This is a genomic window from Gluconobacter sp. GP1, assembly GCF_032913585.1.
Classification (GTDB): domain Bacteria; phylum Pseudomonadota; class Alphaproteobacteria; order Acetobacterales; family Acetobacteraceae; genus Gluconobacter; species Gluconobacter cerinus.
On the sequence record NZ_JASGXC010000001.1, the window covers coordinates 48272 to 74399 of the forward strand.

21 protein-coding genes and 2 tRNA genes are annotated in these 26128 nt (G+C 57.3%); 3 read left to right on the top strand and 20 right to left on the bottom strand.

What is annotated here, in order from left to right; translation table 11 throughout:
- Positions 1 to 59: 59 nt before the first annotated feature.
- The 3 genes from gpt (at position 60) to R5H23_RS00240 (ending at position 799) form a co-directional block, all read left to right on the top strand.
- On the top strand, positions 60 to 575 hold the full coding sequence (gene gpt / locus R5H23_RS00230; protein ID WP_086633629.1) for a xanthine phosphoribosyltransferase: 516 nt from the start codon (positions 60 to 62) through the stop codon (positions 573 to 575).
- Between the two features lie 50 nt (positions 576 to 625).
- Positions 626 to 702: transfer RNA gene (locus R5H23_RS00235), tRNA-Pro, on the top strand.
- Positions 703 to 722: 20 nt separating this feature from the next.
- Positions 723 to 799, top strand: a tRNA-Arg gene (locus tag R5H23_RS00240).
- Positions 800 to 843: 44 nt separating this feature from the next.
- Here R5H23_RS00240 and R5H23_RS00245 read toward each other — a convergent pair.
- From R5H23_RS00245 to R5H23_RS00340, 20 genes are all read right to left on the bottom strand, one after another.
- On the bottom strand, positions 844 to 1254 hold the full coding sequence (locus R5H23_RS00245; protein ID WP_317213842.1) for an Ivy family c-type lysozyme inhibitor: 411 nt from the start codon (positions 1252 to 1254) through the stop codon (positions 844 to 846).
- 28 nt (positions 1255 to 1282) lie between these two features.
- Complete coding sequence (locus R5H23_RS00250) at positions 1283 to 1843, bottom strand: isochorismatase family protein (protein WP_317213843.1); 561 nt, start codon at positions 1841 to 1843, stop codon at positions 1283 to 1285.
- Between the two features lie 95 nt (positions 1844 to 1938).
- Positions 1939 to 3282: a hemolysin family protein gene (locus R5H23_RS00255; protein ID WP_046902044.1), complete on the bottom strand. Its 1344-nt coding sequence runs from the start codon at positions 3280 to 3282 to the stop codon at positions 1939 to 1941.
- A gap of 86 nt (positions 3283 to 3368) precedes the next feature.
- The gene (ligA, locus tag R5H23_RS00260) at positions 3369 to 5405 is read right to left on the bottom strand and encodes an NAD-dependent DNA ligase LigA (protein WP_317213844.1); all 2037 of its coding nucleotides are present in this window, start codon (positions 5403 to 5405) and stop codon (positions 3369 to 3371) included.
- The gene (gene recN, locus R5H23_RS00265; protein ID WP_317213845.1) at positions 5402 to 7120 is read right to left on the bottom strand and encodes a DNA repair protein RecN; all 1719 of its coding nucleotides are present in this window, start codon (positions 7118 to 7120) and stop codon (positions 5402 to 5404) included. Before recN ends, ligA begins: the two co-directional genes overlap by 4 nt.
- Before the next feature lie 45 nt (positions 7121 to 7165).
- Complete coding sequence (locus tag R5H23_RS00270; protein ID WP_046901363.1) at positions 7166 to 8059, bottom strand: outer membrane protein assembly factor BamD; 894 nt, start codon at positions 8057 to 8059, stop codon at positions 7166 to 7168.
- 68 nt (positions 8060 to 8127) lie between these two features.
- Positions 8128 to 9165 (bottom strand): UDP-3-O-acyl-N-acetylglucosamine deacetylase, encoded by a 1038-nt coding sequence (gene lpxC, locus R5H23_RS00275; RefSeq protein ID WP_317213846.1) that lies wholly within the window; start codon positions 9163 to 9165, stop codon positions 8128 to 8130.
- Positions 9166 to 9300: 135 nt separating this feature from the next.
- Positions 9301 to 10845: a cell division protein FtsZ gene (gene ftsZ / locus R5H23_RS00280; protein WP_317213847.1), complete on the bottom strand. Its 1545-nt coding sequence runs from the start codon at positions 10843 to 10845 to the stop codon at positions 9301 to 9303.
- 58 nt (positions 10846 to 10903) lie between these two features.
- Positions 10904 to 12301, bottom strand: coding sequence for a cell division protein FtsA (gene ftsA, locus R5H23_RS00285; protein WP_046901366.1), 1398 nt, complete (start codon positions 12299 to 12301; stop codon positions 10904 to 10906).
- Complete coding sequence (locus tag R5H23_RS00290; protein ID WP_211516637.1) at positions 12298 to 13242, bottom strand: cell division protein FtsQ/DivIB; 945 nt, start codon at positions 13240 to 13242, stop codon at positions 12298 to 12300. The genes ftsA and R5H23_RS00290 overlap by 4 nt, the downstream gene beginning before the upstream one ends.
- Positions 13242 to 14153, bottom strand: a complete 912-nt coding sequence (locus R5H23_RS00295; protein ID WP_211498201.1) for a D-alanine--D-alanine ligase — start codon at positions 14151 to 14153, stop codon at positions 13242 to 13244. Before R5H23_RS00295 ends, R5H23_RS00290 begins: the two co-directional genes overlap by 1 nt.
- Positions 14150 to 15064: a UDP-N-acetylmuramate dehydrogenase gene (murB, locus tag R5H23_RS00300; RefSeq protein WP_317213848.1), complete on the bottom strand. Its 915-nt coding sequence runs from the start codon at positions 15062 to 15064 to the stop codon at positions 14150 to 14152. Before murB ends, R5H23_RS00295 begins: the two co-directional genes overlap by 4 nt.
- On the bottom strand, positions 15061 to 16497 hold the full coding sequence (gene murC, locus R5H23_RS00305; protein ID WP_046901369.1) for a UDP-N-acetylmuramate--L-alanine ligase: 1437 nt from the start codon (positions 16495 to 16497) through the stop codon (positions 15061 to 15063). The genes murB and murC overlap by 4 nt, the downstream gene beginning before the upstream one ends.
- Before the next feature lie 40 nt (positions 16498 to 16537).
- Positions 16538 to 17635 (bottom strand): undecaprenyldiphospho-muramoylpentapeptide beta-N-acetylglucosaminyltransferase, encoded by a 1098-nt coding sequence (murG, locus tag R5H23_RS00310; protein ID WP_317213849.1) that lies wholly within the window; start codon positions 17633 to 17635, stop codon positions 16538 to 16540.
- Positions 17632 to 18825, bottom strand: a complete 1194-nt coding sequence (locus R5H23_RS00315; RefSeq protein ID WP_317213850.1) for a putative peptidoglycan glycosyltransferase FtsW — start codon at positions 18823 to 18825, stop codon at positions 17632 to 17634. Before R5H23_RS00315 ends, murG begins: the two co-directional genes overlap by 4 nt.
- 5 nt (positions 18826 to 18830) lie before the next feature.
- Positions 18831 to 20177: a UDP-N-acetylmuramoyl-L-alanine--D-glutamate ligase gene (gene murD, locus R5H23_RS00320; protein ID WP_317213851.1), complete on the bottom strand. Its 1347-nt coding sequence runs from the start codon at positions 20175 to 20177 to the stop codon at positions 18831 to 18833.
- The gene (mraY, locus tag R5H23_RS00325) at positions 20174 to 21265 is read right to left on the bottom strand and encodes a phospho-N-acetylmuramoyl-pentapeptide-transferase (RefSeq protein ID WP_064273099.1); all 1092 of its coding nucleotides are present in this window, start codon (positions 21263 to 21265) and stop codon (positions 20174 to 20176) included. The genes murD and mraY overlap by 4 nt, the downstream gene beginning before the upstream one ends.
- Positions 21265 to 22641, bottom strand: a complete 1377-nt coding sequence (gene murF / locus R5H23_RS00330; RefSeq protein ID WP_317213852.1) for a UDP-N-acetylmuramoyl-tripeptide--D-alanyl-D-alanine ligase — start codon at positions 22639 to 22641, stop codon at positions 21265 to 21267. Before murF ends, mraY begins: the two co-directional genes overlap by 1 nt.
- On the bottom strand, positions 22638 to 24089 hold the full coding sequence (locus R5H23_RS00335; protein WP_317213853.1) for a UDP-N-acetylmuramoyl-L-alanyl-D-glutamate--2,6-diaminopimelate ligase: 1452 nt from the start codon (positions 24087 to 24089) through the stop codon (positions 22638 to 22640). Before R5H23_RS00335 ends, murF begins: the two co-directional genes overlap by 4 nt.
- A gap of 8 nt (positions 24090 to 24097) precedes the next feature.
- Positions 24098 to 26065, bottom strand: a complete 1968-nt coding sequence (locus R5H23_RS00340; protein ID WP_211497253.1) for a penicillin-binding protein 2 — start codon at positions 26063 to 26065, stop codon at positions 24098 to 24100.
- Positions 26066 to 26128: the final 63 nt, after the last annotated feature.

Genomic DNA, 26128 nt, shown 5'->3' on the forward strand with positions numbered 1-26128 from the left:
AGGCACATTAGTCACTTCCGGCGTGCAAGTTTATTGCAAAATTCCGAGCCGGAAGGCAGATGAGAGACATGAATGCTACATCCACACCCAAACCCGTAACGTACGCAACCGTCACCTGGGACCAGCTCCATCGTGACGCCCGTACTCTTGCTGCGACGCTCATGGAAAAGCACGGTCCGTTCCGCGGTATCGTGGCGATTACGCGTGGTGGCCTGATCCCCGCAGCTATTCTCGGTCGTGAAATGGGCTGCCGCCTGATCGAAAGCGTTTCTGTCATCAGCTACGCTGGTGAAGAAGGCACGCAGCACCAGCCGAAGGTTGTGAAAGCACCAACCGCCGCAGGTGACGGTGAAGGCTTCCTGATCGTCGATGATCTGGTTGATTCCGGCATTACGGCTCAGTTCGTGCGTGAAATGCTGCCCAAGGCTGTTTTTGCATGCCTGTATGCCAAGCCGGACGGAAAACCGCTGACCGATCACTATGTCACGGAAGTCGCTCAGGACACCTGGGTGCTGTTTCCGTGGGATACGGCACCACTTTTTGTGCCTCCGCTCGTAAGAAATGAAAAAGATTGAAAAAACCCTATTGCGTCCGGAACTTATACCACCTAAGTTCCGCCTCGGTTCGGGGCGTGGCGCAGCCTGGTAGCGCGCCTGTTTTGGGTACAGGAGGCCCCCGGTTCGAGTCCGGGCGCCCCGACCAGTCTTTGAGGTTTCTTTACTGCGCCCTTAGCTCAGTTGGATAGAGCAACAGCCTTCTAAGCTGTGGGTCGCTGGTTCGAATCCAGCAGGGCGCGCCAGCCTGCTTAACAGCAGCGCCGCGCGCCTAGCAATTTTCAAAAAATTAGTTGGCAGGATTATTCTTGCTATAGGCATCTCGAAGAACCTTTTCTATTGCTGGTTCTGGTGATCCGAGAAGAGTCTGCTTCAAGGCGCTGTTAGCCTTGATCGATAAAAGCCCCCATGCGCCTGAATGGTCGTTTGCCATGACGATTTCTAGCTGCTGCGCCGCACAGTCGTGGGGCTTGCACATGTGACCCAGTGCATAGCGTTTTCCATCCTGAGAAAAATATTCCACAGGCGTTGATGTGCCCTGTCCTGATACGACCCAAGCCGGCAATGTAATCATGCTTTTATAGGCCTCCTTGAAGCCCGAACGGCTCAGGAGCTCCTGTGTCGTTGGAACTTCTGCAGACGCAAGTGAGGTGGAGAGTGCGATAAGGGGTAACATCGCTGCGAATAATTTCAGTTTCATATGTAGTGTCCTCTCCAGCCGAGCTCGTTCAGTCAGACAAAGTGATTCCGTTGCTCCTCAGTTTCTGGAGGAGGGCGCTTTGGTCCGCGTTGATGCCACGGCAGGCCTCAAGCGCGATGTCTGTCCTAAAGCCACAGCGCATGGCGTCCTCAGCAGTTGCCGCGACACAGAAATCAAGCGCCAGGCCACAGATCACAACATGGTTGATGGAAAGGCCGCTGAGGAGCGTATTCAGGCCGGTAGAGGTGACATGGTCATTGTCGAAGAACGCTGAGTAGCTATCCCGATTCTGCGCCATTCCTTTATGAATGATATGGCTGATCGGGCTAAGATCGAGAGACTTTGGAAAATCGGCACCTGACGACGCTGCAACACAATGTTCGGGCCAAGGTCCGCCTTGTGGCGCGAAAGAGCAGTGATTTGCGGGATGCCAGTCCTGAGTGGCAATCACAGCCCCAAAGCCAAGATGGGACAGGGCATTAACCTGGGCAATGATTTCATCGCCTTTAGGAACAGCCAAGGCTCCATGAGGCAAAAAATCATTCTGGACGTCGACGATAATCAGAGCTGAGTGCTGAAAATCAGGCAAAGGAGCAATCTTCCGAGGCTGAGGCAGGAACCATGTCCTGCAGAACGCATTGTGCGATCTTAATCAGCCTCCATGCCTGGAAGAAAGGTTTCCCGTTAGAGGCGTGTCACCAGAAGCTGGTTAATCCGGAAGCCCTCAACATCCACAACTTCGAATCGGAAGCCTGAAGATTCGACGCTATCGGCCTTTCGGGCCATGCGACGCAGGCGATTCATCACGAAGCCACCAACGGTATCGAAATTCTGGGCATCGTCGAAAATTGGGATATCCAATTCGCGAATAACGTCACCGATTGGTGCTGCCCCATCGATGAGCCAGGAGTTGGCATCGCGGCGGACAATGGCCTGCTCCTCAAATGGGCTGACGAGACCATCCATCAGAGCGCCCATGATGTCCTTGTAGGTGATAAGGCCCACGACTAGGCCATATTCATTCACGATCAGTGCAAAGCCTGCGGAATGAGCATCAAACTGCGCGAGAGTTTCCCACAGGTTCAGCGTGTCGGGCAGGGACAAGACATCCCGGCGCATCTTGAAGATCTGGCTGGCGACGGGCGTCAAGCTCTCTTTGGATTGCGGCTCATCCACAACCGCAACCAGAACGTCTTCTGCGCGAATAGACCCGATCACGCGATCCAGGCCGCCATCGCAAAGGGGATAACGGGAGTAGGGACGCACGCGAACCTTGTCCCGTTGGCTCTCCGGTGTCTCCTGAACGTCCAGAAAGACGATCTCATCACGCGGAGTCATGGCGGACGTTACGGAGCGATCCTGAAGGCCCAGAACATTCTGAATCATCTGATGCTCCTGCTCAAGCAGGATACCAGAGGCTGTGCCTGCAGCGAGAATAGCGCGCAGATCTTCAGGCGTTACAGGCTCGACAGTGGCCGCGGCTGGGATTTTCATAACGCGCAGAAGTACATCCGATACACGCGAAAAGACCCAGACCGCAGGATACAGAACCTTCAGCGCCAAGGCAGGGAACCACCCAACCTTAAGAGCGATCCGATCCGGTGCATTCATCGCAATCCGCTTGGGAAGCAGATCCGCGAACAGGACGAAAAGTCCCGTAATAAGAATGAAGGAACAGGCCGAGCCGCCCTTGGCCGAAAGAGACGGTGAAAAGCCCATGAGCTGAAAGCCGTCTGCGATGGGCTCGCTCAACATCGATTCGCTGATGATACCGCCAAGAACGCCAACGGCATTCAGGCAGATCTGCAGGACGGTAATGACCTGCCCGCTGTTGCGACGGAGCTTCAGAAAGGCAACGGCTCGTGGATCGCCGGCTTCTGCTTTCGAGCGAAGCCTGACGTCACGAGCTGCGGCGAAGGAAATCTCTGAAAGAGAGATCAGGATGGAGACCGCGATCAGGACGACGGTCGCGAGAAGGCCCAGCAGGAGAAGAACAATCATGTGCTGGGTGTAAGAAGAAACTTGCATGCAGGCGGCATCATACTCCGAAGACACCAGAACACGCCAATTATCTTCGGGTGGCAGCCATGCAGGTCCTCAATGTCTTAAAACTGTCAAATCCCTGCCAATGTTCTCCAACCGGCTTCATCAACAGTTTCAAGTCCCAGATCAGCAGCCTTCTTTGCTTTTGATCCGGCTTTTTCTCCCAGCACAACCAGAGACGTCTTTTTGGAAACACTATCGGTTACCTGTGCCCCAAGACGCTCCGCGATCGCTTTTGCTTCAGGGCGCGTCATTGTGGTCAGGGTGCCGGTGAAGACGATGGTTTTGCCCGAGAGGTGGCCTTCGGACGGTGCTTCTTCTGCTTCAATTGTGTGAAGTTGCTGCCGCAGATCATCAAGAGTTTCGACGTTGTGGGCTTCTGAAAAGAATGCAACCAGTTCGTCTGCAATCGCACCACCAACGCCCATGATGGAATCTAATGCTTCCCGCTCTTCGCTGCCCGCGTTTGCGGCTACCATTGCGTCGCGCCAGGCTTCGAAGGTGCCGTAATGCCGCGCAAGCAACTGGGCGTTACGCTCCCCGATCCGGCGAATTCCAAGACCGAAAATGAGCCTGGCCAGAGATATGGTCCGTCGTTCATCAATCGCCTGGAGAAGATTCCTGACCGAGAGTTCTCCCCAGCCGTCCCGTTTCTGAAGTTCATCCTGATGTGCGCTCAGGCGAAAAATATCACCTGGTCGAAGGACGTAGCCCGCGGCATGGAATTCTCGGATGCTGCGGTCTCCGAGACCGTCAATGTCGAACGCGCCCCGTGACACCATGTGAATCAGGCGTTCCACGACCTGTGCCTCACAGGTCAGTCCGCCGGTACAGCGGCGCACTGCTTCTCCATGAACACGCTCAGCCAGTGATCCGCAGACCGGGCAATGATCAGGGAAGACATATCGCTGGCTGCGTGGCTCATCGCTTTCCACAACGCCCAGAATTTGTGGAATGACGTCTCCGGCACGTTGAAGGCGAACCAGATCGCCATCACGAACGTCCTTACGGGCGATTTCGTCTTCGTTGTGCAGGGTTGCGCGCGCAACAATCACGCCACCAACATTGACGGGCTCCAGATGAGCGACAGGGGTCAAGGCGCCAGTTCGTCCGACCTGAATTTCAATCCGCAGCAGCCGGGTGATGGCCTGTTCAGCCGGGAACTTCCAGGCGATGGCCCAGCGTGGTGCGCGACCTGCAAACCCCAGTCGGTTCTGAAGGGTAATATCGTTCAGTTTGAAGACAATGCCATCGATATCATAATCGAGGCTGGAGCGATCGAGAGTGAGCCTGTCCACATACGCGGGGATATCCCGGGCATGTTCGATTAGTTTGGACAGAGGATTAACCGTGAAGCCCCAGCGTGTCAGGGCTTCAAGATATCCTGAATGTGTTTCGCTCACAGCGGACGATGCGTAACCCTGAGCGTAGGCGAACAGGGACAAGGGTCGGTTGCGTGTGATTTCCGGGTCTAGCTGTCGAAGAGATCCTGCTGCGGCATTTCGCGGATTGGCGAACGGTTTGATCCCGCGTTCTGCCTGTTGCTCATTCAGGGTTAGGAAGTTCTTCTTTGAGAGGAAAACTTCACCACGGATTTCTATGACATCTGGTGCATCATCAGGGAGAGTGTGCGGAATATCCTTGAGCGTCAGCAGATTGGCCGTGACGTCTTCACCCTCAATACCGTTTCCGCGCGTGACGCCCCGGACGAATTTTCGATTTTCATACGTCAGGTTGATAGAGAGGCCGTCAATTTTGGGCTCAGCGACAAATTGAAGAGCCTGAATGCCGTCGTCATCCAGTCCCAGAAAGCGACCGGCGCGGGACACAAATCCTTCAAATCCGTCTGCCCCAAAGACGTTATCCAGAGACAGCATGGGAACAAGGTGACGGTGCTTTCCAAAAGCCGAATCGGGTAGGGCGCCTACGCGATCGCTCGCTCCTCCCTCACGACGAAGCTCAGGGTTGGCGTCTTCCAGCTCCAGAAGCTCACGCCGGGCAGCGTCATATTCTGCGTCAGAAACCTCCGGGTCGTCCTTGCCGTGATAGGCCTCGTCCCATCGGGCGAGCAGGGTCTCAAGTTCGGCGTGACGATCGGCAGAATTCATGCGGTCTGTTCCAGAAGGCTATCTGCGGCGCCGCGTGCCGCATCAGTAATGACGTCACCCGCAAGCATCCGGGCAATTTCTTCGCGGCGGGCCTCACGGGAAAGAGGCTCTGCAAGTGTTTCAGTGCGCTCGTTGCGGATGCGCTTGGCAATGCGCAGGTGATGGTCACCTCGTGCGGCAACCTGCGGGCTGTGCGTTACGACGAGGACCTGCACGTCCTGTGCGACCTTGTGAAGCCGGTCGCCGATTGACGATGCGGTTGCGCCGCCAACGCCAGAATCTACCTCGTCAAAGACCAGTGTTCCAACATCAGAGCGCTGGGCCAGCACAACCTTCAGCGCCAGCATGAGACGCGATAGCTCACCGCCAGAGGCCACTTTGGCCAAGGGACCGGGCGCCTGACCGGGGTTTGCCGCGATAAGAAAAGAGGATTGCTCCATGCCGCGGCTGTTCCATTGTTCGGGTGCGAGCGGGAGCAGCGAGACAATGAAACGGGCGCGTTCAAGCTTGACCGGCTTCAACTCACGGCTGACGGCCTGCTCAAGTTTCTGAGCAGAGTGTTCGCGCGCCTTGGACAGAGCTTTCGCGGCTTCTTCATAGGCCAGCCGCGCTTCTGTCAGAGCGATTTCAAGCCGTGACAGTTCGGCATTACCCGAATCGAGCGCAGCCAGACGGCTTTTCAGGGACGCGAGAAAGGACGGGAGTTCGGCGACCGAGACATTATGTTTTCTGGCTTCGGCCCGCAGGGAGAAAAGACGCTCTTCTGTCTCTTCCAGCAGCCGTGGATCGCTCTCCGTATCGGCAGCAAGACGCGTTAGCAGCATTTCTGCTTCTGCTAACGCTTCCTCAGCTTTTTCCAGCGCATCCAAAGCTTCCTGAGCCTGCGCCTGATGAGTGGAGGTGCTGCCCTCAGTTTCTGCAGAAGACGGCAGCAGCCGGACCAATGCCCTGCTGGCAGACCGCAAAGCTGCGGAAGGGTTTGATGAGCGTCGGTCACGCGGCGTCAGTTCAGAAAGGGCTGCGGCAACAGCCTCTCCGCGACGTTCGTCTTGCTGAAGACTGACACGGAGCGCGGCAAGCGACTCTTCTTCGCCTTCCTGAGGAGCCAAAGTCGAGAGGTCATCAACTGTCGCGCGTAGCCACTCTTCCTCGCGCGCAGCAGCATCCATTTCGGAGCGTGCCTTTGCGAGGGCTGTGCGGGCATTGGCCCATTGATGAAACGTTGTGGCGGTTCGCGCCAACAGGTCCCGTTTGACGCCGAATGCATCCAGCAAATTCAGGTGGGTGCCCTGATCGGCGAGGCCCATCTGCTCGTGCTGGCCCTGGATTTCCACGAGTTGAGACGCGATACGCCGCAGTAGACTAATTCCAACCGGCTGATCCGAGACATAAGCGCGTGAGCGTCCATCAGGCGTGACGATGCGGCGCAGCACCAGAGGCTCCGAAGCTTCCTCCAGTGCGATTCCCTGTTCACTTAGGAGAGTGAAAACAGGATGCCCGGACGGAACTTCAAAGATGGCAGCCACACTAGCTTGCGCTGCCCCGGAGCGGATCAGTCCAGCATTGGCACGGTCGCCGAGGGCAAGGCCAAGACTATCGAGCAGGATGGATTTACCAGCACCGGTCTCACCCGTCAGAACGGTGAGACCAGCGGCCAGGGTCAGATCGAGCTTTTCGATCAGAACGACGTCACGGATCGAGAGATGGGTCAGCATGACGGGAATGTTGTGTGTAGTGAGGCGTGTTTCAAACGCCTCACATCAGAATACGCTATGCCAGGCGCGGGAAAAGAATCCACGCGGCTTGCTGGACGTCTTGGTGGGCTGCTTGAACTCACTGGACAGCAGCTTGTTATCCCGCAGATTTGCATAGGCATAGCGGTACCACTGACTGTCTGGATAGTTGTAACCCAGCACGGATGCAGTCTGTCTGGCCTGATCCTTGAGACCGAGAGCCAAATAGACTTCGACCAGACGCTCCAGCGCTTCAGCTACGTGGTTCGTGGTCTGGAAATCCTGCACGACACGCTGATAACGCGTCATCGCGGCTTCATAGTTGCGCTGCTGCTGATACCAGCGGCCAACCAGCATTTCCTTACCTGCAAGATGATCACGGCAAAGATCGATCTTCAGCTGGGCATCACGTGCGTAAGCTGTCTGTGGGAAGCGGGTAATAACCTCTTCCAGAGCATCAAGGGCTTCAACCGTTCCCTGCTGGTCACGCTGCACGTCAGCGATCTGCTCATAATAGCAAAGCGCGCGCAGATAGAAGGCATAGGCCGCATCAGGGCTGGTCGGGTGTAGCTGGAGATAACGCTCAAGCTGCTGAACCGAAAGCGCATACTCACCTTGCAGGTAGTAGGCATAGCCTTCCATCAGCTCGGCATTGCCGGTGAAACCAGAGTACGGATAATTCTGCTGAAGCAGCTCGAATTCGCCGCCTGCCAGTTCATATCGGCCGGAATGAAGAGCATCGATACCGTAGTTATACAGCGTCTCTGCGTCAGCAGCCTTTGGAATGACCGGCTTCTCATGCTTGTGAGAAAGCAATGAACAGCCTGACAGAAGCAGCAAACCGCTTACGGCCGCAGCCTTCAGAACAAGACCCCGTCCGTTCCAGGACACTTCGAAATGATGCTGAGTGCTGCTTGCCATACCTGCTCTTCCCGTGAAGCCCGTCTTATATCACGGGAATGCGGGGACGAAAGACCCGCCATTTAACCTTAGGCTGCGACGCGTGTGCGACGATGGCCGCGTGCCGAAACGGTAGGGGTCTCTGCTTCAAAACGCCAGTTTTTCTGATTTGAGAAAACGCTGCGCAGAAGCTCGTTATTGATCTTGTGACCAGACTTATGGCCGATAAATCCCGCTTTTAGGCGATGCCCGCAGCAATAGAGATCACCGATAGCATCCAGAAGCTTATGCCGGGCAAATTCCCGCTCGATTTTCAAGCCCGCTGGATTAAGGATGGTCTTGCCGTCCACTACAACAGCATTGTCGAGAGACCCGCCGCGAGCGAGGCCGATACTTTGAAGATACTCAATGTCTTTGCGGTTCACAAAAGTACGGCAGAAAGACACTTCTTCCAGAAAACGCGCCGGATCGAGCTGCATGGCATAGCGCTGACACCCAATGGCTTCAGCATCAAAATTTAACGAAATTGCAAGAGAAAGACCGCGTTGAGCCGGGCGTAGCTCGGCAAAAGCCCCGTTGTCGCCCTCAACTCTCACGTTTCGAAGAATTTCAATAATTTTTCGTGGCGTATTCAGCGTTTTCTTGCCCGCGCATCGCAAGAGGAAGGCAAAGGCATCTGCCGACCCGTCCAGCACAGGCAGTTCCGGCCCGCTGACCGAAATAAGCGCATTATCGATTTCCATGGCGTTAAGCGCCGCCATCAAATGCTCAATGGTCGCTACACGTAAAGAAGGATCGTCTTTGCATGCGACAACAGTCGAGAGTTTGGTGTCGATAATCCGGTCATAGAGAGCGGGAAACGAAGGAGAGCCGGGGTAATCGCTCCGCTGAAAGCGAATGCCAGTATCCGCTTCGGCTGGTGAAATTTCCAGATCGACATCAAGGCCACTGTGAAGGGCGATGCCTCGGCAGGATATGGGAGAATGAAGGGTTGTCTGCAGGTTCTTCAAATCGGGACGCTCAGAGAAAAGAGGCGTCTGCGTGCTGTCAGACGCGCTGGAAAGTAGCGGGCGGACCTTTCGATCTGCTGGAACCGACTTTCCATGATGCGCTGGCGTAACCTGCATGAATCCCCCGACGATTTAGACTGGCTTATAATAAAACCCAGTCATCGCCGGAGTGCCATTCAATGATTGTTGCCGGATATTACCTGACTGCTTTCCTGCGATGCGCAAGATTTTACAGGAAAGCAGTTTGCTTATTCAGCGACGAAGATAGGTCGGGATATCGAGCGTGGAATCATCGCTACCGTCAGACGGCGCTTGGTTATGGCGCTGGTCGGAGGGGTTATGATGATCCGTCTGCTGATATGTGTCACGGCTGTTCTGCTCCGTGCGCGGGGCTTGCGGAGCTGCTTGCTGCGGAGCCGGACGGCTCCGGAAAGCGCCTGTCATGAGACCGAAAATGCTGCGTGGGGCTTCTGGAGCTGGTGCACGCGGCGGCTCGGAAAACAGGCCAGCGCGCGGGGAGCGCGGTGCTGCATCGTCCTGCGGGGCTGCGACGTGCGGCTGCTGAGGGGCCGCATGTGGCGGGGGTGCAACCGGGCTTTCTGCTGCCGGTGGGGGTGATGCAGGCTGCTGTGACGCGTTCGGGTCAAGGTTGAAGTTCGGGCGTGGCGGCCCACCTGCGTAGGTTGATCCCGGCTGAAACGTCTGGGGTGCCTGGCGGCTTTGAGCAGACGTATCGCGTGGAGCCGAAACCGATGGGGCCTGCTGCGGAGGCGACGCAGGAGTTGTTTCTGTGTTGCCCGGATCATTTCTGGACTGGGTGTCGATGCCCGTTGCCACAACGGACACGCGAATACGTCCGTTCATGTTTTCATCGATCAGAGCACCAAAGATGATGTTGGCTTCTTCGGCAACTTCTTCACGAATACGATCGGCAGCTGCGTTCACTTCGTAAAGTGTCAGATCTTCACCACCTGTGATGTTGATCAGCAGGCCGCGGGCGCCAGCCATGGACGCATCTTCAAGCAGTGGGTTGGAAATGGCGCGCTCGGCAGCGGCAACGGCGCGATCTTCACCGTCATCTTCCGTGGTTGCTTCACCGGTGCCCATCATGGCCTTGCCCATCTCTTCCATCACGGCCTTCACGTCCGCAAAGTCGAGATTGATGAGGCCCGGAGAGACCATCAGGTCCGTAATGCCGCGAACACCCATGTTCAGGACGTTGTCAGCCATTTTAAAGGCTTCACGGAATGTCGTGTTCTGGTTCGCGGAATTGAACAGGTTCTGGTTCGGAATAACAATCAGGGTGTCGACGTGCTTTTGAAGCTCGGCGATACCGGATTCAGCAGCCAGCGTGCGGCGACGACCTTCAAAGTTGAAGGGCTTCGACACCACACCAACTGTCAGAACGCCACGTTCACGGGCCATGCGCGCAATAACCGGGGCCGCACCCGTACCCGTACCACCGCCCATACCGGCTGTGATGAAGACCAGATTCGCCCCTTCCAGCTGACGCTCGATTTCCTGTGCAGCTTCTTCAGCAGCTTCGCGGCCGATTTCCGGCTTGGCGCCTGCGCCGAGACCGCGTGTCAGATGGGGGCCAAGCTGGACGCGGCGTTCAGCCTTGGAGTGGGCGAGCTGCTGCGCATCCGTGTTGGCAACAACGAACTCGACGCCCTTGAGCTCCGAATCGATCATGTTGTTGACGGCATTCGTGCCACCACCACCAACACCGACGACGGTAATGCGCGGGGCCAGTTCAACGTGAGAGTTCGGGGTCGGGGTAAGGTTCAAAGTCATGATCAGGTCCGGAACTGCGAGGAAGCAACGGAAAAAAGGGCGTTATTTTCTGTGTAGCTCATCCACGGTCGCGGATGAACCCCACGAGACGTTTCAGAAGGCTGCCAGATCGAGGTTCCGGGGTTGAAATGTCCCCAAAGTCCCGATCTGCGCCCGCTGCCCAGGCCAGAAGCCCCGCAGCGGTGGAAAAACCGGCCGAAGCTGCAGCAGTCTCCGGCAGGCCATGAACGTTTAGCGGTTTGCCCATGCGAACAGGCCGGGCAAGAATGCGTGTTGCGACAGGCACAATGCCTTCCATCAGGGAGGCCCCGCCTGTCAGAACGACACGCCCGTTGGCGAGACGCCCCAGACCTGCATTGTCCAGAGCATGGCGCACAAGTTCAAGTGTCTCTTCAACGCGAGGCTGAATAACGGAGATCACTTTCGAGCGCGGAATACGGGCCAAACGGTCCCGGCCTTCCCCAATGAGGGGCACGGACAGGATTTCTCGTTGATCGTCGGATCCAAGCTGTGCCGCACCATACATGGTTTTCAGACGCTCTGCAGTTTCCAGAGATGTCGAAAGAACGCCCGCAATATCACGGGTAACATGGAGGCCGCCGACAGGAATTTGTGCCGTATGGATCAGTCGCCCTTCACAGAAAACTGCGAGAGAGGTGGTTCCGCCTCCCATTTCCACGACGGTAACGCCTAAATCACGTTCTTCGTCAGCCAGCACGGCAACGCCAGAGGCAAAGGGGCTGGAAACCAGCCCGTCAAGTTTGAGCTCTGAATGCTGAAGAACTGTATCCAGTGTGCGGAGAGCACTGGAGTTCATGTCAACAACATGCAGTTTCGTGGCCAGCTGTTCACACTGATGGCCACGCGGATCAGCAATGCCAGGCATGGAGTCAACGACATACCCGATGGGAAGGGTATGGATGACGTCCCGGCCTTCTGACCATGCGCGGGCCTGACCGTCCGTGATCAGGCGCTGAACATCTCCATCCGTGACTTCACGGCCACCAATGGGCATATGGGCATCGATCAGTCGGCTTCGGGGATGACCGCAGGACAGATTGACGACCAGTGAGTCCATGCGTCGCTCTGCGGCTTCCTCTGCCTGACCAACGGTGGCGCGAATGGCAGCTTCGGCTTCACGAATATCAACGATCGATCCAGATCGAATTCCGTGGGAGCGTCGCCAGCCATAACCCAGAACCTGAATGGAACCATCCGGCTCACCCTTGCCAATAAGGCAGGTCATTTTCGTCGTGCCGATATCCAGCGCACCGAAAACACCATTGCGCCAGACACGAGGCTTGGATGTCTCTTCCGGAGGCAGCGGCAGGATTTCACGTGATGCGCGGTTCAGCGCAACTTCGCGTTCGCCGCCCACAGGGATCAGGGACCGGCCCCGCAGACCACCCCGGCGGCGAAAGGCCGGAAGATCGGACGTTGGTGTAAGATCGGTCATGGCTGCTGTGTCGTCTGGCTGCTGTCAGAAGGAGGGGCGGGTGTGTCTGTTTTGGCTGCGTCAGGAGGAGGAGTGGGCGCAGGTGTCTGATGAATGACCATGCGATCTGGAAGGCGCATGTCAATCGAGACGACAGGACGATCCAGCAGGTTCATGCTTGTCTGGTATTGTGCGAGACGTGCAAACGCTGCGGCCTCTTCGCCTTCGGGGAGCATGACAGTTGTCCCGTCTTTCAGGGTCACATTCCAGCGCCTGTTTCCCACACGAATGAGAGCAGTCACACGGGATTTGACATCAGGCTGTTTGGCCAAAGCGTCAATGACGACGGACGCGGCAGTATTGGCACCATCGCCAACGACAAGCGGTAACTGAAGGAATGCCTGAGCATTCTTGCCTGTCATGCCCTGATCGGGAACTTCTTCGCCGGCCTGATTAATGAGCGAAAAATGCCCATGTGTTTGCCAGACGGCGATGGGTGTACGTTCGGTCAGGTTAATGATGATCGTATCCGGCATCCGCCGCTCGACGGTCGCATGATCCACGAAGGGAAGTTCATCAATGCGCTGGCGTGCGGCTTCAACAGAAAAACCGAAAATTGGGTGGCCAGTACTTGTTCCCAGGGCTTCGTAAATTGATGCCTCGCTGGTCATGCCGCGACCATTGATGATGACGTGCCGAATAGGCAGTGGCTCCATGGCAACAAGCTTGGCTCTTAGCGGAGCAAAACGCTCTTCCGACGCTGCGTCATACAGGAGGCGCGCTCCTACTCCTCCCAGTCCGACCACGACAAGGAATACGATTCCGGGGCGAATCAGTTTCCGTTGACGGCGCAGGAACAGTTTCGTCCGTGACGGCCGGTCCTCGTAAGGCGGCATCGGCGCCGGGCGGAAAGCCGGGTCACGTCGGAAATCGGGTTCCTGAGGGCGGGAGTCCCTGCGCATCAGCGGGTCAGTGCCTCCTGAACCAGCCAGTCACAAAGATCCGGATAGGAGATGCCACAATACGCAGCCTGTTCCGGCAGCAATGAGGTCGGGGTCATACCCGGCTGCGTGTTAACCTCGAGAACGATCAGAGTGTCAGTCTCGTCATCGTAGCGGAAATCCGTTCTGCTGGCGCCAGAACATCCCAGAATCTGATGAGCGCGCAGAGCGTAATCCAATGCACGCTCCGTCACGCTTTCTGGCAGCTCTGCCGGAACAACATGCCGGGAGCCACCAGCTTTGTACTTTGCTTCGAAATCGTAGAATGCAGCCGTTTCGGCAGGCAGAATGTCGGTAACGGCCAGAGCGCGATCGCCCATGACGCCCGCAGTCAGCTCACGGCCCGGCACGAAGGCTTCAACAAGAGCTTCTTTGCCAAAGCGCCAGTTTTTTGCGATTTCGGCACGACGGTTATCACCCTGGCGGATGATTTCAACGCCGACGGACGATCCTTCCGCAACGGGCTTCACAACATACGGAACGGGCAGCGGGTCTGCTTCCGCCAGTTCTTCAGGCGTGATGACACGGCCTTCCGCAATGGGAAGCCCCGCTGCCGCGAGCAGCATGCGGGTTGCTCCCTTGTCCATTGCGACAGCAGAGGCGCGGATGCCGGAGTGTGTGTACGGAAGTCCCATCCATTCCAGCACACCCTGAATGGCGCCATCTTCGCCTTTGGGGCCGTGCAATGCATTGAAGACGACGTCAGGGGCGGCGACTCTCAGAGCCTGAATGGTGACGGCAATATCGGCACCGACATCGACTGGCGTTACCTCATGCCCTTTCTCACGCAGGGCAGAGATGGCTGCATTGCCACTGACAAGGCTGACAGGTCGCTCGCTGGACGTACCGCCATATAAAACTGCGACCTTCATACTGTCTTCTCTCCTACGTCACGACGACCAATGCGTCTGATCTCCCAGTGCAGGTCAATTCCGCTATGGTCCAGAACTTTCTTGCGAACAGTTTCCCCAAGCGTTTCAAGCTGTTCGCTATTGGCATCACCAATGTTCAGCAGGAAGTTGCAATGCTTCTCACTGACCTGAGCGCCACCAAACGTCAGGCCACGGCAACCTGCTTCATCAATTAGCGCCCAGGCTTTGTGACCCTCCGGGTTGCGAAACGTTGAGCCACCAGTGCGGGCACGAACGGGCTGGGACGCTTCGCGAGAGGCACGAATTTCTGCAAGGCGTTCCCGAATGGCATCTGGCGCGTCCGGTGTGCCACGCAGTCTGGCCCGAATGACAATAGCACCTTCCGGCAAAGCCGAATGACGGTACGCAAAGCCCAGTTCTTCACAGGTGAGGCGACGCAATTCGCCATCTGACGTGAGAATATCCGCCCAGTCGAGAACGGCATTGATGTCCGAACCATAAGCGCCAGCGTTCATGCGCACAGCTCCGCCGATGGACCCGGGAATCCCGACCAGAAACTCCAGCCCCGCCAGCCCGGCGGCGGCACTGTGCTCGGCCACCGTGACATCCAGAGCCGCGGCACCCACCACCAAGCCGTCAGCCTGGACTTCAATGTCCGAGAAACCACGGGCCAGCCGGACCACCACGCCTTCAATACCACCATCGCGGATGATGACATTTGAGCATGCGCCCAGAACTGTCAGGGGCATGTCGACGGGGCAGTTCCGCAGCAGGTCAGCCAGATCATCGGCGTCTTCTGGCACGAACAGCCAGTCAGCCGGGCCGCCGGTGCGGAACCAGGCGCGGGCTCCCAGCGGTGCATTGGCGGTCAGACGTCCGCGAAGGCCCTGAACTGGAAAGTTGTCGCTCATACAGCGCTTTCCGGCGCCGGGCTCTTGGTGTTCAGAGCTTCCAGTTCTTGCGGAAGGGTCTGAGCCCACTGGGTGATTGTTCCGGCACCGAGGCAGACAACATAGTCGCCGGGCTTTGCAATTGCGTTCACCATCTCAGGAAGAAGTTCAGGTGAGGGCAATGGCACAACAGACCGATGTCCACGATCCCGCAGGCCTTCGACCAGAGCATCACGATCTGCGCCTTCAATCGGGCTTTCACCAGCTGCATACACGTCAGCCACGATAACGGTGTCAGCATCGTTCATGCAGGTGCAGAACTCGCCGAACAGGCCTTTTAGGCGGGAATAACGATGCGGCTGCACCACGGCGATGACGTTCTTTGCGCCTGCCTGACGGGCAGCTTTCAGGACAGCTGCAATCTCGACCGGATGGTGACCATAATCATCAATGATCGACACGCCATTGAATTCACCTGTCCGCGTGAAACGACGCTTTACGCCCTTGAAGGACGCAAGGCCGGAGGCGATGACGGAATCACTGATTTCCATTTCCAACGCCACTGCGATGGCTGCCAGAGAGTTCAGAACGTTATGATGCCCCAGCATCGGCAGGCGGAACGGACCGGCGCGACGCGTCCGGTTGCGGGCGCGGTTCGTGACTACAACCTCGAATGTTGCGCCACGCTTGTCCATCACGACCTTCTCAGCACGAACATCGGCTTGCGGGCTGAAACCGTAAGTGATGATGCGGTGATCGGACAGGCGCGGGATCATCTGCTGAACCTGAGGGTGATCCACGCACAGGACTGCAAAGCCATAGAACGGAATGTTGGAGACGAACTGGTCATAGCCCGCCTGCATGGCTTCTTCCGTACCCCAGTGATCCAGATGCTCGGGGTCCATGTTCGTGATGACCGCAATGACCGCAGGCAGACGAAGGAATGATCCGTCGCTTTCGTCGGCCTCAACAACCATCCAGTCACCGGAGCCCATACGGGTGTTGGTGCCGTATGCCTCGATGATGCCGCCATTGATGACGGTCGGGTCCAGCTTCGCATGCTCCAGAACACACGCCACGAGGCTTGTCGTCGTGGTCTTACCGTGTGTGCCCCCGATCGCGACAGACCAGCGCAGACGCATCAGCTCTGCCAGCATTTCCGCACGACGAACGACCGGGATCAGCTTTGCTCGCGCCGCAACAACCTCAGGGTTGTCTTTCTTGACGGCTGTAGAGGTCACGACAACCTGGGCGTCACCCAGATTGGAGGCATCATGTCCGATGTGGATCTGGATGCCAGCGTGTCGCAGACGCTGAACATTCGAGCTTTCCGCAATATCTGAACCCTGAACCCGGTAGCCCAGCATGTGCAGGACTTCTGCAATGCCGGACATTCCGATACCGCCGATACCGACGAAATGAATGGTTCCGATGTTCAGGGGCAGGGCGCGCATGGGGCAGGTACTCTTGAGGTAATAGGGTAAAAAGAGATGATCAGGACCGAAGGCCAGCTTCGATCAGGTCTGCTACCTTTGCGGCAGCATGAGGGCGAGCAAACTGACGTGCAGCTTCGGCCGCAGCGGACAGACGCTCAGGATGGGTAATCAGGTCAGCGACAAGAGCTGTGAGAGCGGCAGATGTGAAATCCGGCTGACGAACCATCCAGGCAGCGCCCGCATCCTGTAACGCTTTGCCGTTCGCGCCCTGTTCGTCAGAGGCTGCGATGGGCAGAGGCACAAGAATGGACGGAAGTCCGGCCATGGCCAGTTCCGCGACAGAAGATCCGCCTGCGCGACCAATAACCAGATGGGCTGATTTCAGTCGCTCGGGAACGTCGTTGAAAAAAGGTTCAACCTCAACCGCAATACCAGCATCTTCATAGATGGCACGAACGCGATCGGTGTCTTCCGCACGAACCTGTTGCGTGACATGCAGACGTGTGCGGAAGCCAACCGGCAGAGCAGCCAGAGCCTGTGGCACAACATCTGAAAATACGCGGGCACCGAGAGAGCCCCCCCAGACCAGGAGCCGAACAGTCTCTGTCGGGGCGGTATAGGGTTGTCCAAACAGGGCTTCGATCCCGGCCCGAACAGGCATGCCCGTCAAAGTGATGCGGGCGCCCTGCGGGAGGCGCGCAACGCTGTCATAAGACGTAGCGATGAGCGGAGAAAAGCGCGACAGAAAGGCATTTGCCTGCCCGAGAACCGCGTTTCCTTCGTGAATAACCATTTCCGGACGCTGCGATTTTGGCAACATGCGAGAGGCCAGAAGCGGCGGAATGGATGGATATCCTCCAAACCCGACAACAGCGGCGGCATCGAGTGTTTTGAGGACTCTGCGTGCTTCGAGCATGCCTCGGAAAAGTGCAGTGATGCCACGCACTTTCCCCCCCAGGCCTTTGCCAGCCACGCCAGCACCGTCCAGCACGTATTGCGGCCGATCTTTGAACAGGCCGGTCTCGCGCCGTCCATGTCTGGCGTCCGTCATGAGAACAAGGTCATGCCCACGTTCTGCCAGGACGGTTGCAACAGCTTCAGCCGGGAAAAAATGCCCTCCGGTTCCACCGGCAGCAACGACAATCGGACGTTTCATGGGGTGTTTCTCTCAAGAAGGGAACCGGGGGTGTAAGGGGTGGCGACACGCTGGGCAATCTTGCCCGGGCCAACGTGATGGCGCGTCAGGGCAAGGACCATTCCCATGGTCAGAGCAATGGACATGGCCGAACTCCCACCATACGAAATGAATGGCAGCGTCATGCCCTTCGTTGGGATGAGGTGAAGTGTTGACCCCATGTTGACGAACGCCTGTAGCCCGAACCCTGTCACCAGGCCTGCCGCAGAGACAATCACAAAAGGATCTTCTTCCCGCATAAGCTTCAGCAGGGTGCGAAGAACGATAATGCCGAACACGGTGATAATGCCGAAGCAGAGCAACAGGCCGTACTCTTCGCCAGCAACGGCGAAAACAAAGTCGGCATGAGCATCAGGCAGCAGATCCTTGACGCGCCCTTCGCCCGGACCACGTCCGAGCAGACCCCCATTTCCGAAAGCACGAAGCGCCGTGTCGATCTGATAGTGATCGCCAACGTCCGGATGCAGGAACCGTTCAACACGGGAGCGCACGTGCGGGAACATGACGAACGCCATGCCGAACGCACCAATCATGCCTGCAACACAAAGCCCGACCCAATACAGACGCAGTCCGTCGACGAAGAGCTGCGTCATAAAAACCATGGTGATGACGGACAACATTCCAATGTCCGGCTGGGACTTGAGGAGCGCCAGAATGACGCCAAAGCATGCGAATGCGATCAGCATTCCGGGGAACGCTATGTTCCCCCGCAAAACGACCATCCGGCGTGCGGAAAGCAGCCAGCCCGTCATGACGGCAAAGCAGGGTTTTAGAAATTCTGAAGGCTGCACGGACATCATGGGCAGGGCGATCCAGCGGCGCGCGCCTTTGATCTCCATCCCGTGCACCAGTGTCATGGCTGTGGCGGCAAGGGCAAGAATACCCCCGATAAAGGCCAGCTTTTTGACGCCCGCTCGCGAAAGATAAGACACACCAAGCACGATCGCCCCAGCCAGCGCCAGGAAGATCACCTGCTTGAGGATGAACATGTTGCGGGACGCGCCAATTCTCGAAGCCACGGCAGGGCTGGCCGCGAGCATCAGTACGTAACCCAGGCCGATCAGAATTCCGACACAGGCGAGCGTGACCCGGTCGGTATTGCGCCACCAGCGGGCGATTGCCGATGAATCGACACGGGAGGAGCCCGCCATGACCGTCAACCTTCCTGTTCTGCTTTGAGCATTTCGCCCGAATGGCCTGATTTCACAATATTATCGCAAATCTGGAGAAAGTGTGACCCTCGATCCTCAAAACTGCGAAACTGATCAAAACTTGCACAGGCCGGAGACAGAAGAACGGTTCTGACACCACCTGTCACGGCTGCGTCAAACGCTGCGGGAACTGCGCGATCAAGCGTGTCACACATCGTGTAGGGAACGCCATTGGCTTGAAGCGTTGCAGCAAGAACAGAGGCATCTCGGCCAATGAGGAACGCGTGGGCAATGCGGTCAAACCATGGGACAAGCATTTCGATGCCTCCCGCCTTAGCCGTTCCCCCTGCAATCCACATCACACGGTCGTAGGACCCAAGCGCCTTGGACGCAGCTTCGGCATTAGTTGCTTTGCTATCGTTGATGAACGCCACACCATCCCGCTCGGCTACCTTTTGCAGCCGATGTTCCAGACCGGGAAATGACGCCAATCCATCACGAATAGCCGTATCGCTCAAACCAAGATGCTTTGCCATCGCCCAAGCCGCGGCGACGTTCTGACGGTTGTGCCGTCCGGGGAGTGCCGGACCGTCGAAGGATGGAACCGCATCCGGCGCCAGCGTCGTGACGGGAATTCCTCGTGACGAAATTTTCTCCGCGATCGTCAGGCACCATGGATCGTCTTCTCCGATGGCCGCCAGATCTTCAGACGTCATGTTGTCGAAGACATGCGCTTTCGCTGCCGCATAGCCATCCATGTCTCCATGACGATCAAGATGGTCCGGTGTGATGTTCAACAGGCAGGCAGTTGCAGCGTGGAACTGATCCAGCCGTTCCAGCATGTATGACGACATCTCAATAACGTAAACGCCGGTATCAGCCAGAAGAGGTAGTGCCAGAGACGCAGTGCCCAGATTGCCGCCCGCGACACAGGGAACTCCGGCAGATTGCAGCAAATGCGCCAGCAGAGCTGTTGTTGTGGATTTTCCGTTAGTACCGGTTATGGCTGCAAAACGCGCTTTGGATCCGGCTTTGCGAACATTGCGATAAAGCAGTTCTGCATCTGACAGGATCTGCACATTCTGAGCGCGAGCCAGTTCGGCCACTGGATGCGGCTTAGGCAGAATATGCGGAATACCAGGAGACAGGACGAGCGCTGTCATGCCGGAAAGGTCTGTCAGTGGCGCAAGTGTCAGTCGCTCATGAGGGGGCAGAGACGGGGCATTATCATCCCATGCCTGAACCTCGGCACCCATGTTCAGCAACGCCCTGACTACGGCCGCCCCGTTACGACCAAGGCCGCAAACCGCATAGTGCTCCCCTGCGAGAAGATCTGTTGGAAAGCCTGTCATCTCAATTTCAGCGTGGCCAGACCACACAGCCCCAGAACGATGGAGACAATCCAGAATCGTACGACGATCTTCGGTTCCTGCCAGCCCTTCTTTTCAAAGTGATGGTGCAACGGTGCCATGAGGAACACGCGCCGACCTGTACGCTTGAACCAGAAAATCTGGATCACGACGGAGAGCGTTTCTGCGACGAATACGCCGCCAACAATGCACAAAACAAGTTCATGCTTGACGGCAACAGCAACGGCACCCAGTGCGCCGCCGAGGGACAGGGAGCCTGTATCACCCATAAAAACGGCAGCCGGTGGAGCATTGAACCACAGAAAGCCAAGCCCCGCTCCAATCAGTGCGGCGCAGAACACAGCCAGTTCGCCGGTGCCCGGAACAGGGTGAAGCTGGAGGTAATCAGCAAAAACATGGTTGCCAACGAGATAGGCAATCAGCGCAAAGACGAGCGCTGCAATTACGACAGGAACAATCGCCAAGCCATCCAGACCGTCAGTGAAGTTCACGGCATTGCCGAAGCCTGTGATCGTAATCATCGCAAACAGTGGGAAGGCATAACCGAGCGGAAGGAGGATATCCTTCACGAAGGGGAACGCGACGGCATTACGGAGTTCCGGCGGCGTCAGATGCTGGAGCCAGATGCCTGCGATGAGAGAGGCTGCAAACTCACATCCTAGCCGCACACGCTTGGACACACCTTTCGTATTCCGGCGGGAAAGCTTCAGATAGTCGTCTGCAAAGCCAACGGCACCGAATGCGGCAGTCGTGAGCATAACGGCCCAGACGAAACCGTTTGTCAGGTCTGCCCACAACAGCGTCGCGGAGAACAGCGCGATCAGGATCAGCATCCCGCCCATCGTTGGCGTGCCAGCCTTTTCCAGAATATGCCGTTCCGGACCAAGCGTGCGGATAGGTTGCCCCTCACGCTGGATCCGTTTGAGCTGTGCAATGAAAGGGTTGCCAAGCGCCAGCGAGATCACCAGCGCCGTCAGGCACGCACAACCCGAGCGGAACGTCAGATAATGGAAGAGGTTGAAGAACCCGCCATGCGATGAGGCATGAGAGGCGACGAGATTGAACAGCATCAGGCAGAGACCGGGTTGGAAGCGTTATCGAGGGCCGCAATGACATCGCGCATCCGGCTACCCAAACTGCCTTTGACAAGCAGAAGGTCACCGGGGCGGAGAGCATCACACAGAAGGGGGGCGAGGGAAGACGCGTCCGGGGCATAACCACCCCGCACGGTTTCGGGAAGAGCTTCGTAAAGCGCGTGCATGTGGGTGCCGCAGCAGAAAGCCAGTGCATCTGCTGCGATTACGGCATCCGCGAGAGAACGATGTTCTGCCTCTGCGAATTCGCCAAGTTCACGGATGTCTCCCAGAGCGACCACGCGCCGTTTGGCGGGAAGAAGCGAGAGAGTCTCTAGCGCCGAACGAATGCTGGTCGTGGAGGCATTGTAGCTTTCATCAAGCAACTGCACGCCGTTCAGCACAGTACGCATCTGTCCGCGGCCTGCTCCTGGAACAAACCCGGTCAACGCTTTAGCCGCATTCGGCACATTTTCGCCAAGGGCTGCGACAGCTCCGAGAGCCAGCGCGGCATTTCGCGCCAGATGTCGGCCTGGAGCTGTTAATCTGACGGACACGCTCGGAGCATTAGGGACTATCAGGGTAAAAGTGCTGCCTTCCGCGGTGCAGACCAGGTTTTCCAACCGGACTTGGGCGGCAGCAGAAAAGCCGCTTAACCAAAGAGATGCATGGGCAGGGAGTGCTGCCTGAAACAGGTCTTGCCCCACAGCATCGTCCGGAGCAATGGCCGTCCCGTGTGCTGGTAATGCACTGAAGAGCTGGGATTTTTCACGCGCGATTTCTTCCACGCTTCCCATGTGGCCCAGATGTGCTGTTCCGATAGTGGTAATGATCCCGACGTCCGGGCGAACCTGCGCAGCCAAGGGGGCAATTTCCCCCACATGGTTCATGCCAATCTCACTCACGCAAAAACGTGCGTCGCGGGGGAGGCGCGCTAAGGTGAGAGGGACGCCCCAGTGATTATTGTATGAGGCGATGGCAGCATGTGTCGGCCCGAGCGCAGAAAGTGCGGTGCGGAGCATGTCTTTCGTCGTGGTCTTGCCGACGCTGCCAGTAATCGCAACGACTTTTCCATCAAAGCGTGCGCGTGCGAAGCGTCCCAGTGCTTCCAGGCCTGTCATCGTATCGGCAACGATCAGGAGGCGTGGATCTGTCAGGCCTCTGGTGTCATGCACCATTACACACGCTGCACCGGCATCGAGGGCTTGCGTAATGTGAGCGTGGCCATCACTGGCATCGCCCTTAAGTGCGATGAACAGGTCGCCAGATTTCAGTGTCCGCGTATCAATGGAAATTCCGGTGACGGAAACGTCGGCTTCAAGGCGGCCATTTGTCGCATCACGAAGCTCTTCGGATGTCCAGAGAACGTTCATGCTGCACCTGCGAGTTCACGGATAACGCTGCGGTCATCGAACGGAAGAACGGTTTGACCAACAATCTGTCCCTGCTCATGACCCTTGCCAGCAACAACCAGAATGTCCCCTGGCTGAAGCACGTCCAGCCCTGCGGCGATTGCGGACCTCCGGTCCCCGATTTCATGTGCTTCCGGGCAGGCCGCATGGATGGCGGAACGAATACTCTGCGGATCTTCCGTGCGCGGGTTATCGTCTGTGACAATCGCCAAGTCCGCCATGCGTGCTGCAACTTCGCCCATTAACGGGCGCTTGCCACGATCGCGATCTCCGCCCGCACCAAACACAACGACCAGCCGTCCCTGAGTGTGTGGACGGAGGCTGGAGAGAACGCGTTCCAGCGCATCCGGCGTGTGGGCATAATCGACGTAGGCGGCTGCTCCATTGGAGAGCTCAGCTGCGCGCTCACATCGTCCGCGGACACCGGTCAATTGCGGCAGGTATTCCACAATGCTTCGTGCTTCGCTTTCATCCTGCCAGCACATCGCGGCTGCCAGCATGGCATTATCAGCCTGGAACAGGCCAGGTAATGCCAAAGTCATTTCCGGAAGCTCTTCTCCATAAAGGGAGAGCCGAACGATTTGACCGGTAGGTGTGGGTGTGGTTTCAAGGAGGCGTAGGGCCATGCCTGTCTTGCCTACTGTACGGAGTGTCATACCGCGCTGGGCTGCTAATGCCTTCAGGGCGTTGAATGTCTCCGGATCCATATCCGCATTGACCGCAGCGATGCCACCTGCCGGCAAGAGATCTTCAAAGAGACGCAGCTTGGCTTCACGATAAGCTGAGATGGTGCCGTGGTAATCCAGATGGTCGCGCGTCAGATTTGAGAAGCCCGCTGCGTTTAGTGTCACGCCATCGAGGCGATGCTGTTCCAGTCCGTGTGAAGATGCTTCAAGCGCAACATGATCCACACCATACTGTGCCAGAGAGGCAAGCGTTTTGGCCAAGGACACGGGATCGGGCGTTGTGAGCGACGGTGGGGGCGGGACATCAACGTTCGCAACCAGTCCGAGCGTTCCAAGGCTGGCGGCCTTGAAGCCCTGAAGCGTCCAGATCTGGCGGAGAAACTCTGCCGTGCTGCTTTTTCCGTTTGTTCCCGTGACCGCGGCGATACAGGTCGGCTGCGGACCAGCAAGAGTTACAGCGGTCAACGCGAGCAGGCGCTTGGCATCAGGGGTGAGCAGAACAGGAATATCGGCTTGCGCCGGATGATCAGCAATAACGGCAGCCGCACCATTCGCGACCGCTTGTGGGATGAAAGCTGCTCCATCCTGTTTTGCGCCACGGAGAGCGAAAAACAGCGTGCCCGGCCGGACCTGTCTGCTGTCTGCTGTGACCGCGCAGATTTCAGGGTCAACGGAAGGCGACAGAACGGAACCATTCTGCCGGAGGAGTTCAGAGAGACGCATGGGCAGGCTCAGTGCTGTGTCTTGGGAGTGTGCGCCTGATTGCGCGGATCTCCAGGGTCGTTACCAGGGCCAAGGGCACGATAGCCCGCTGGCACGGACGGATTCATGGGGATGGCGAGAGATGCATCAATGGCGTCCTTGTTGGCCGTATCCGGGAACTGGTTCAGGATAGGTCCAACACGGGAAATGATTTTCTTGACGGTCGGCGCTGCGTTCCATGCGGCAGTGGTCCAGCCATGTGTGGCCGCAGTGCCCTGTGGGCTATCGAGCATGACATACACCGCGTAATGCGGGTTGTTCATCGGGAAAACACTGGTGAAGGCCGAAACGTTGACGTGTTTCAGGTATCCACCATGAGCACCGATCTTTTCAGCCGTGCCTGTTTTGCCACCCACGTAATAGCCCGGAACTTCAGCCGATTTGCCGCTTCCCAGGGTAACGTCAAGACGCAGCAGTTTGCGTAGCAGGGCAGACGTCTTCTCTGACAGAACCCGCGTTCCGACAGGTGTCTGTGCGCCAATGTCATCGCCGCTATCTGCCTCGTCGGGCTTGTAAACAACAGGACGCACCTTGGCATCAGGTGTCTGGCTTTCGTCCTGCTGATCCCGGGCCACCAGTGTGGGCTTTAAAAGAATACCGCCATTCACAGTGGCCGCCGTGCCGCGGACAATGGCCAGCGGAGGCTCAGCCACACCATGGCCGAAGCCAACAGTCATGACAGTGGAGAGGCCCCAGTTTTTCGATGCGGGTACTAGGGGACGTCCGGCTTCTGGAAGCTCTACTGGGACGCGGTTGAAGAAGCCCATGCTCCGCAGCCAGTCCTGCTGACGCTGGGCGCCGACATCCAGCGCAATATGAGCTGCAGCCGGGTTGGATGAATAGGCCAGCACACCCGGCAGAGACAGCCATGGCGCAAAGTGGTCAGTCTTCATATCGCGGATGGTGAAGCGGCCAACACGAATGGGAATGGTCGAAAACCGATCCCAGATATGAACCACACCAAGCTGAAGACCCATCGCAGCTGTCTGGAGCTTGAATGTCGAGCCTGGCTCGTACATGCCTGTCACAGCACGGTTGAAGCGTGCATCGTTTGGTGCGTGGTTGAAATCATTGGCGTCATAGTCAGGGAGGCTGACCATGGCCAGAATTTCACCCGTTCGAACATCCATGACAATGGCCGAAGCACCAATAGCCGAGAACTCGTCCTTGGCGGCCATCAGCTCATCATGCGCGACTGCCTGAACGCGAACGTCCAAAGATAAACGTAGAGGCGTGCGATCCGAGTTCAGGCGCTGATCAAAAAATCGCTCCACGCCGGCAATACCATGATCATCAATATCCACGCTGCCCATGATCTGAGCGGCAGTCCGGCCAAGCGGGTAATGACGGCGCTCACCGGCTTCAAAATAAATACCGGGAATACCAAGATTATTGATCGCGATTTCCTGCACAGGAGAAATATCACGAGCGATGTAAACGAACTGCTTCTTCAGTGAGAGACGACGAACAGTTTCGGCTTCATCCAGCTTGGGCAGAACGGTTTTAAGCTTCTTTGTCGCATCCTCTGGATCAATCAGTTCCATCGGGTTGGCATAAACCTGCGCGACGGGAAGAGACAGCGCCAGGGCCTGCCCATTACGATCGGTAATGGTAGCCCGTTTGACTGTAGGCAGGACAAAATCGCCTGCCATTTCACCACGTGGATCGCTTTTCGGAATTTCTGGAACCTGAGGTGCAATCTGGCGCTTCTCGGGCTCCATAGGCATCAGCACCGTTGCGAACGTGGCTTTGAGGGCAACTGCGCCATAAATGGCTAGAAAACCCATGCCAACGCCCAGAAGGCGACTATGCATCTGATCCAGATTAAGACGGCGGGAAGGCGTTCGCACTGCCGTCTGTGAGTCGCGCCGCTCTGCCCGTTTGCCCGGGCGCGCTGCGCGACGCGAACCTGATGGGGGTGGCACGTCCTGGGGCATCGTGCGGCGTTGCGTCCTGTCTAAGGTGCTCGCCCGAAGCTATCCGGAAAATACTGAACGAGC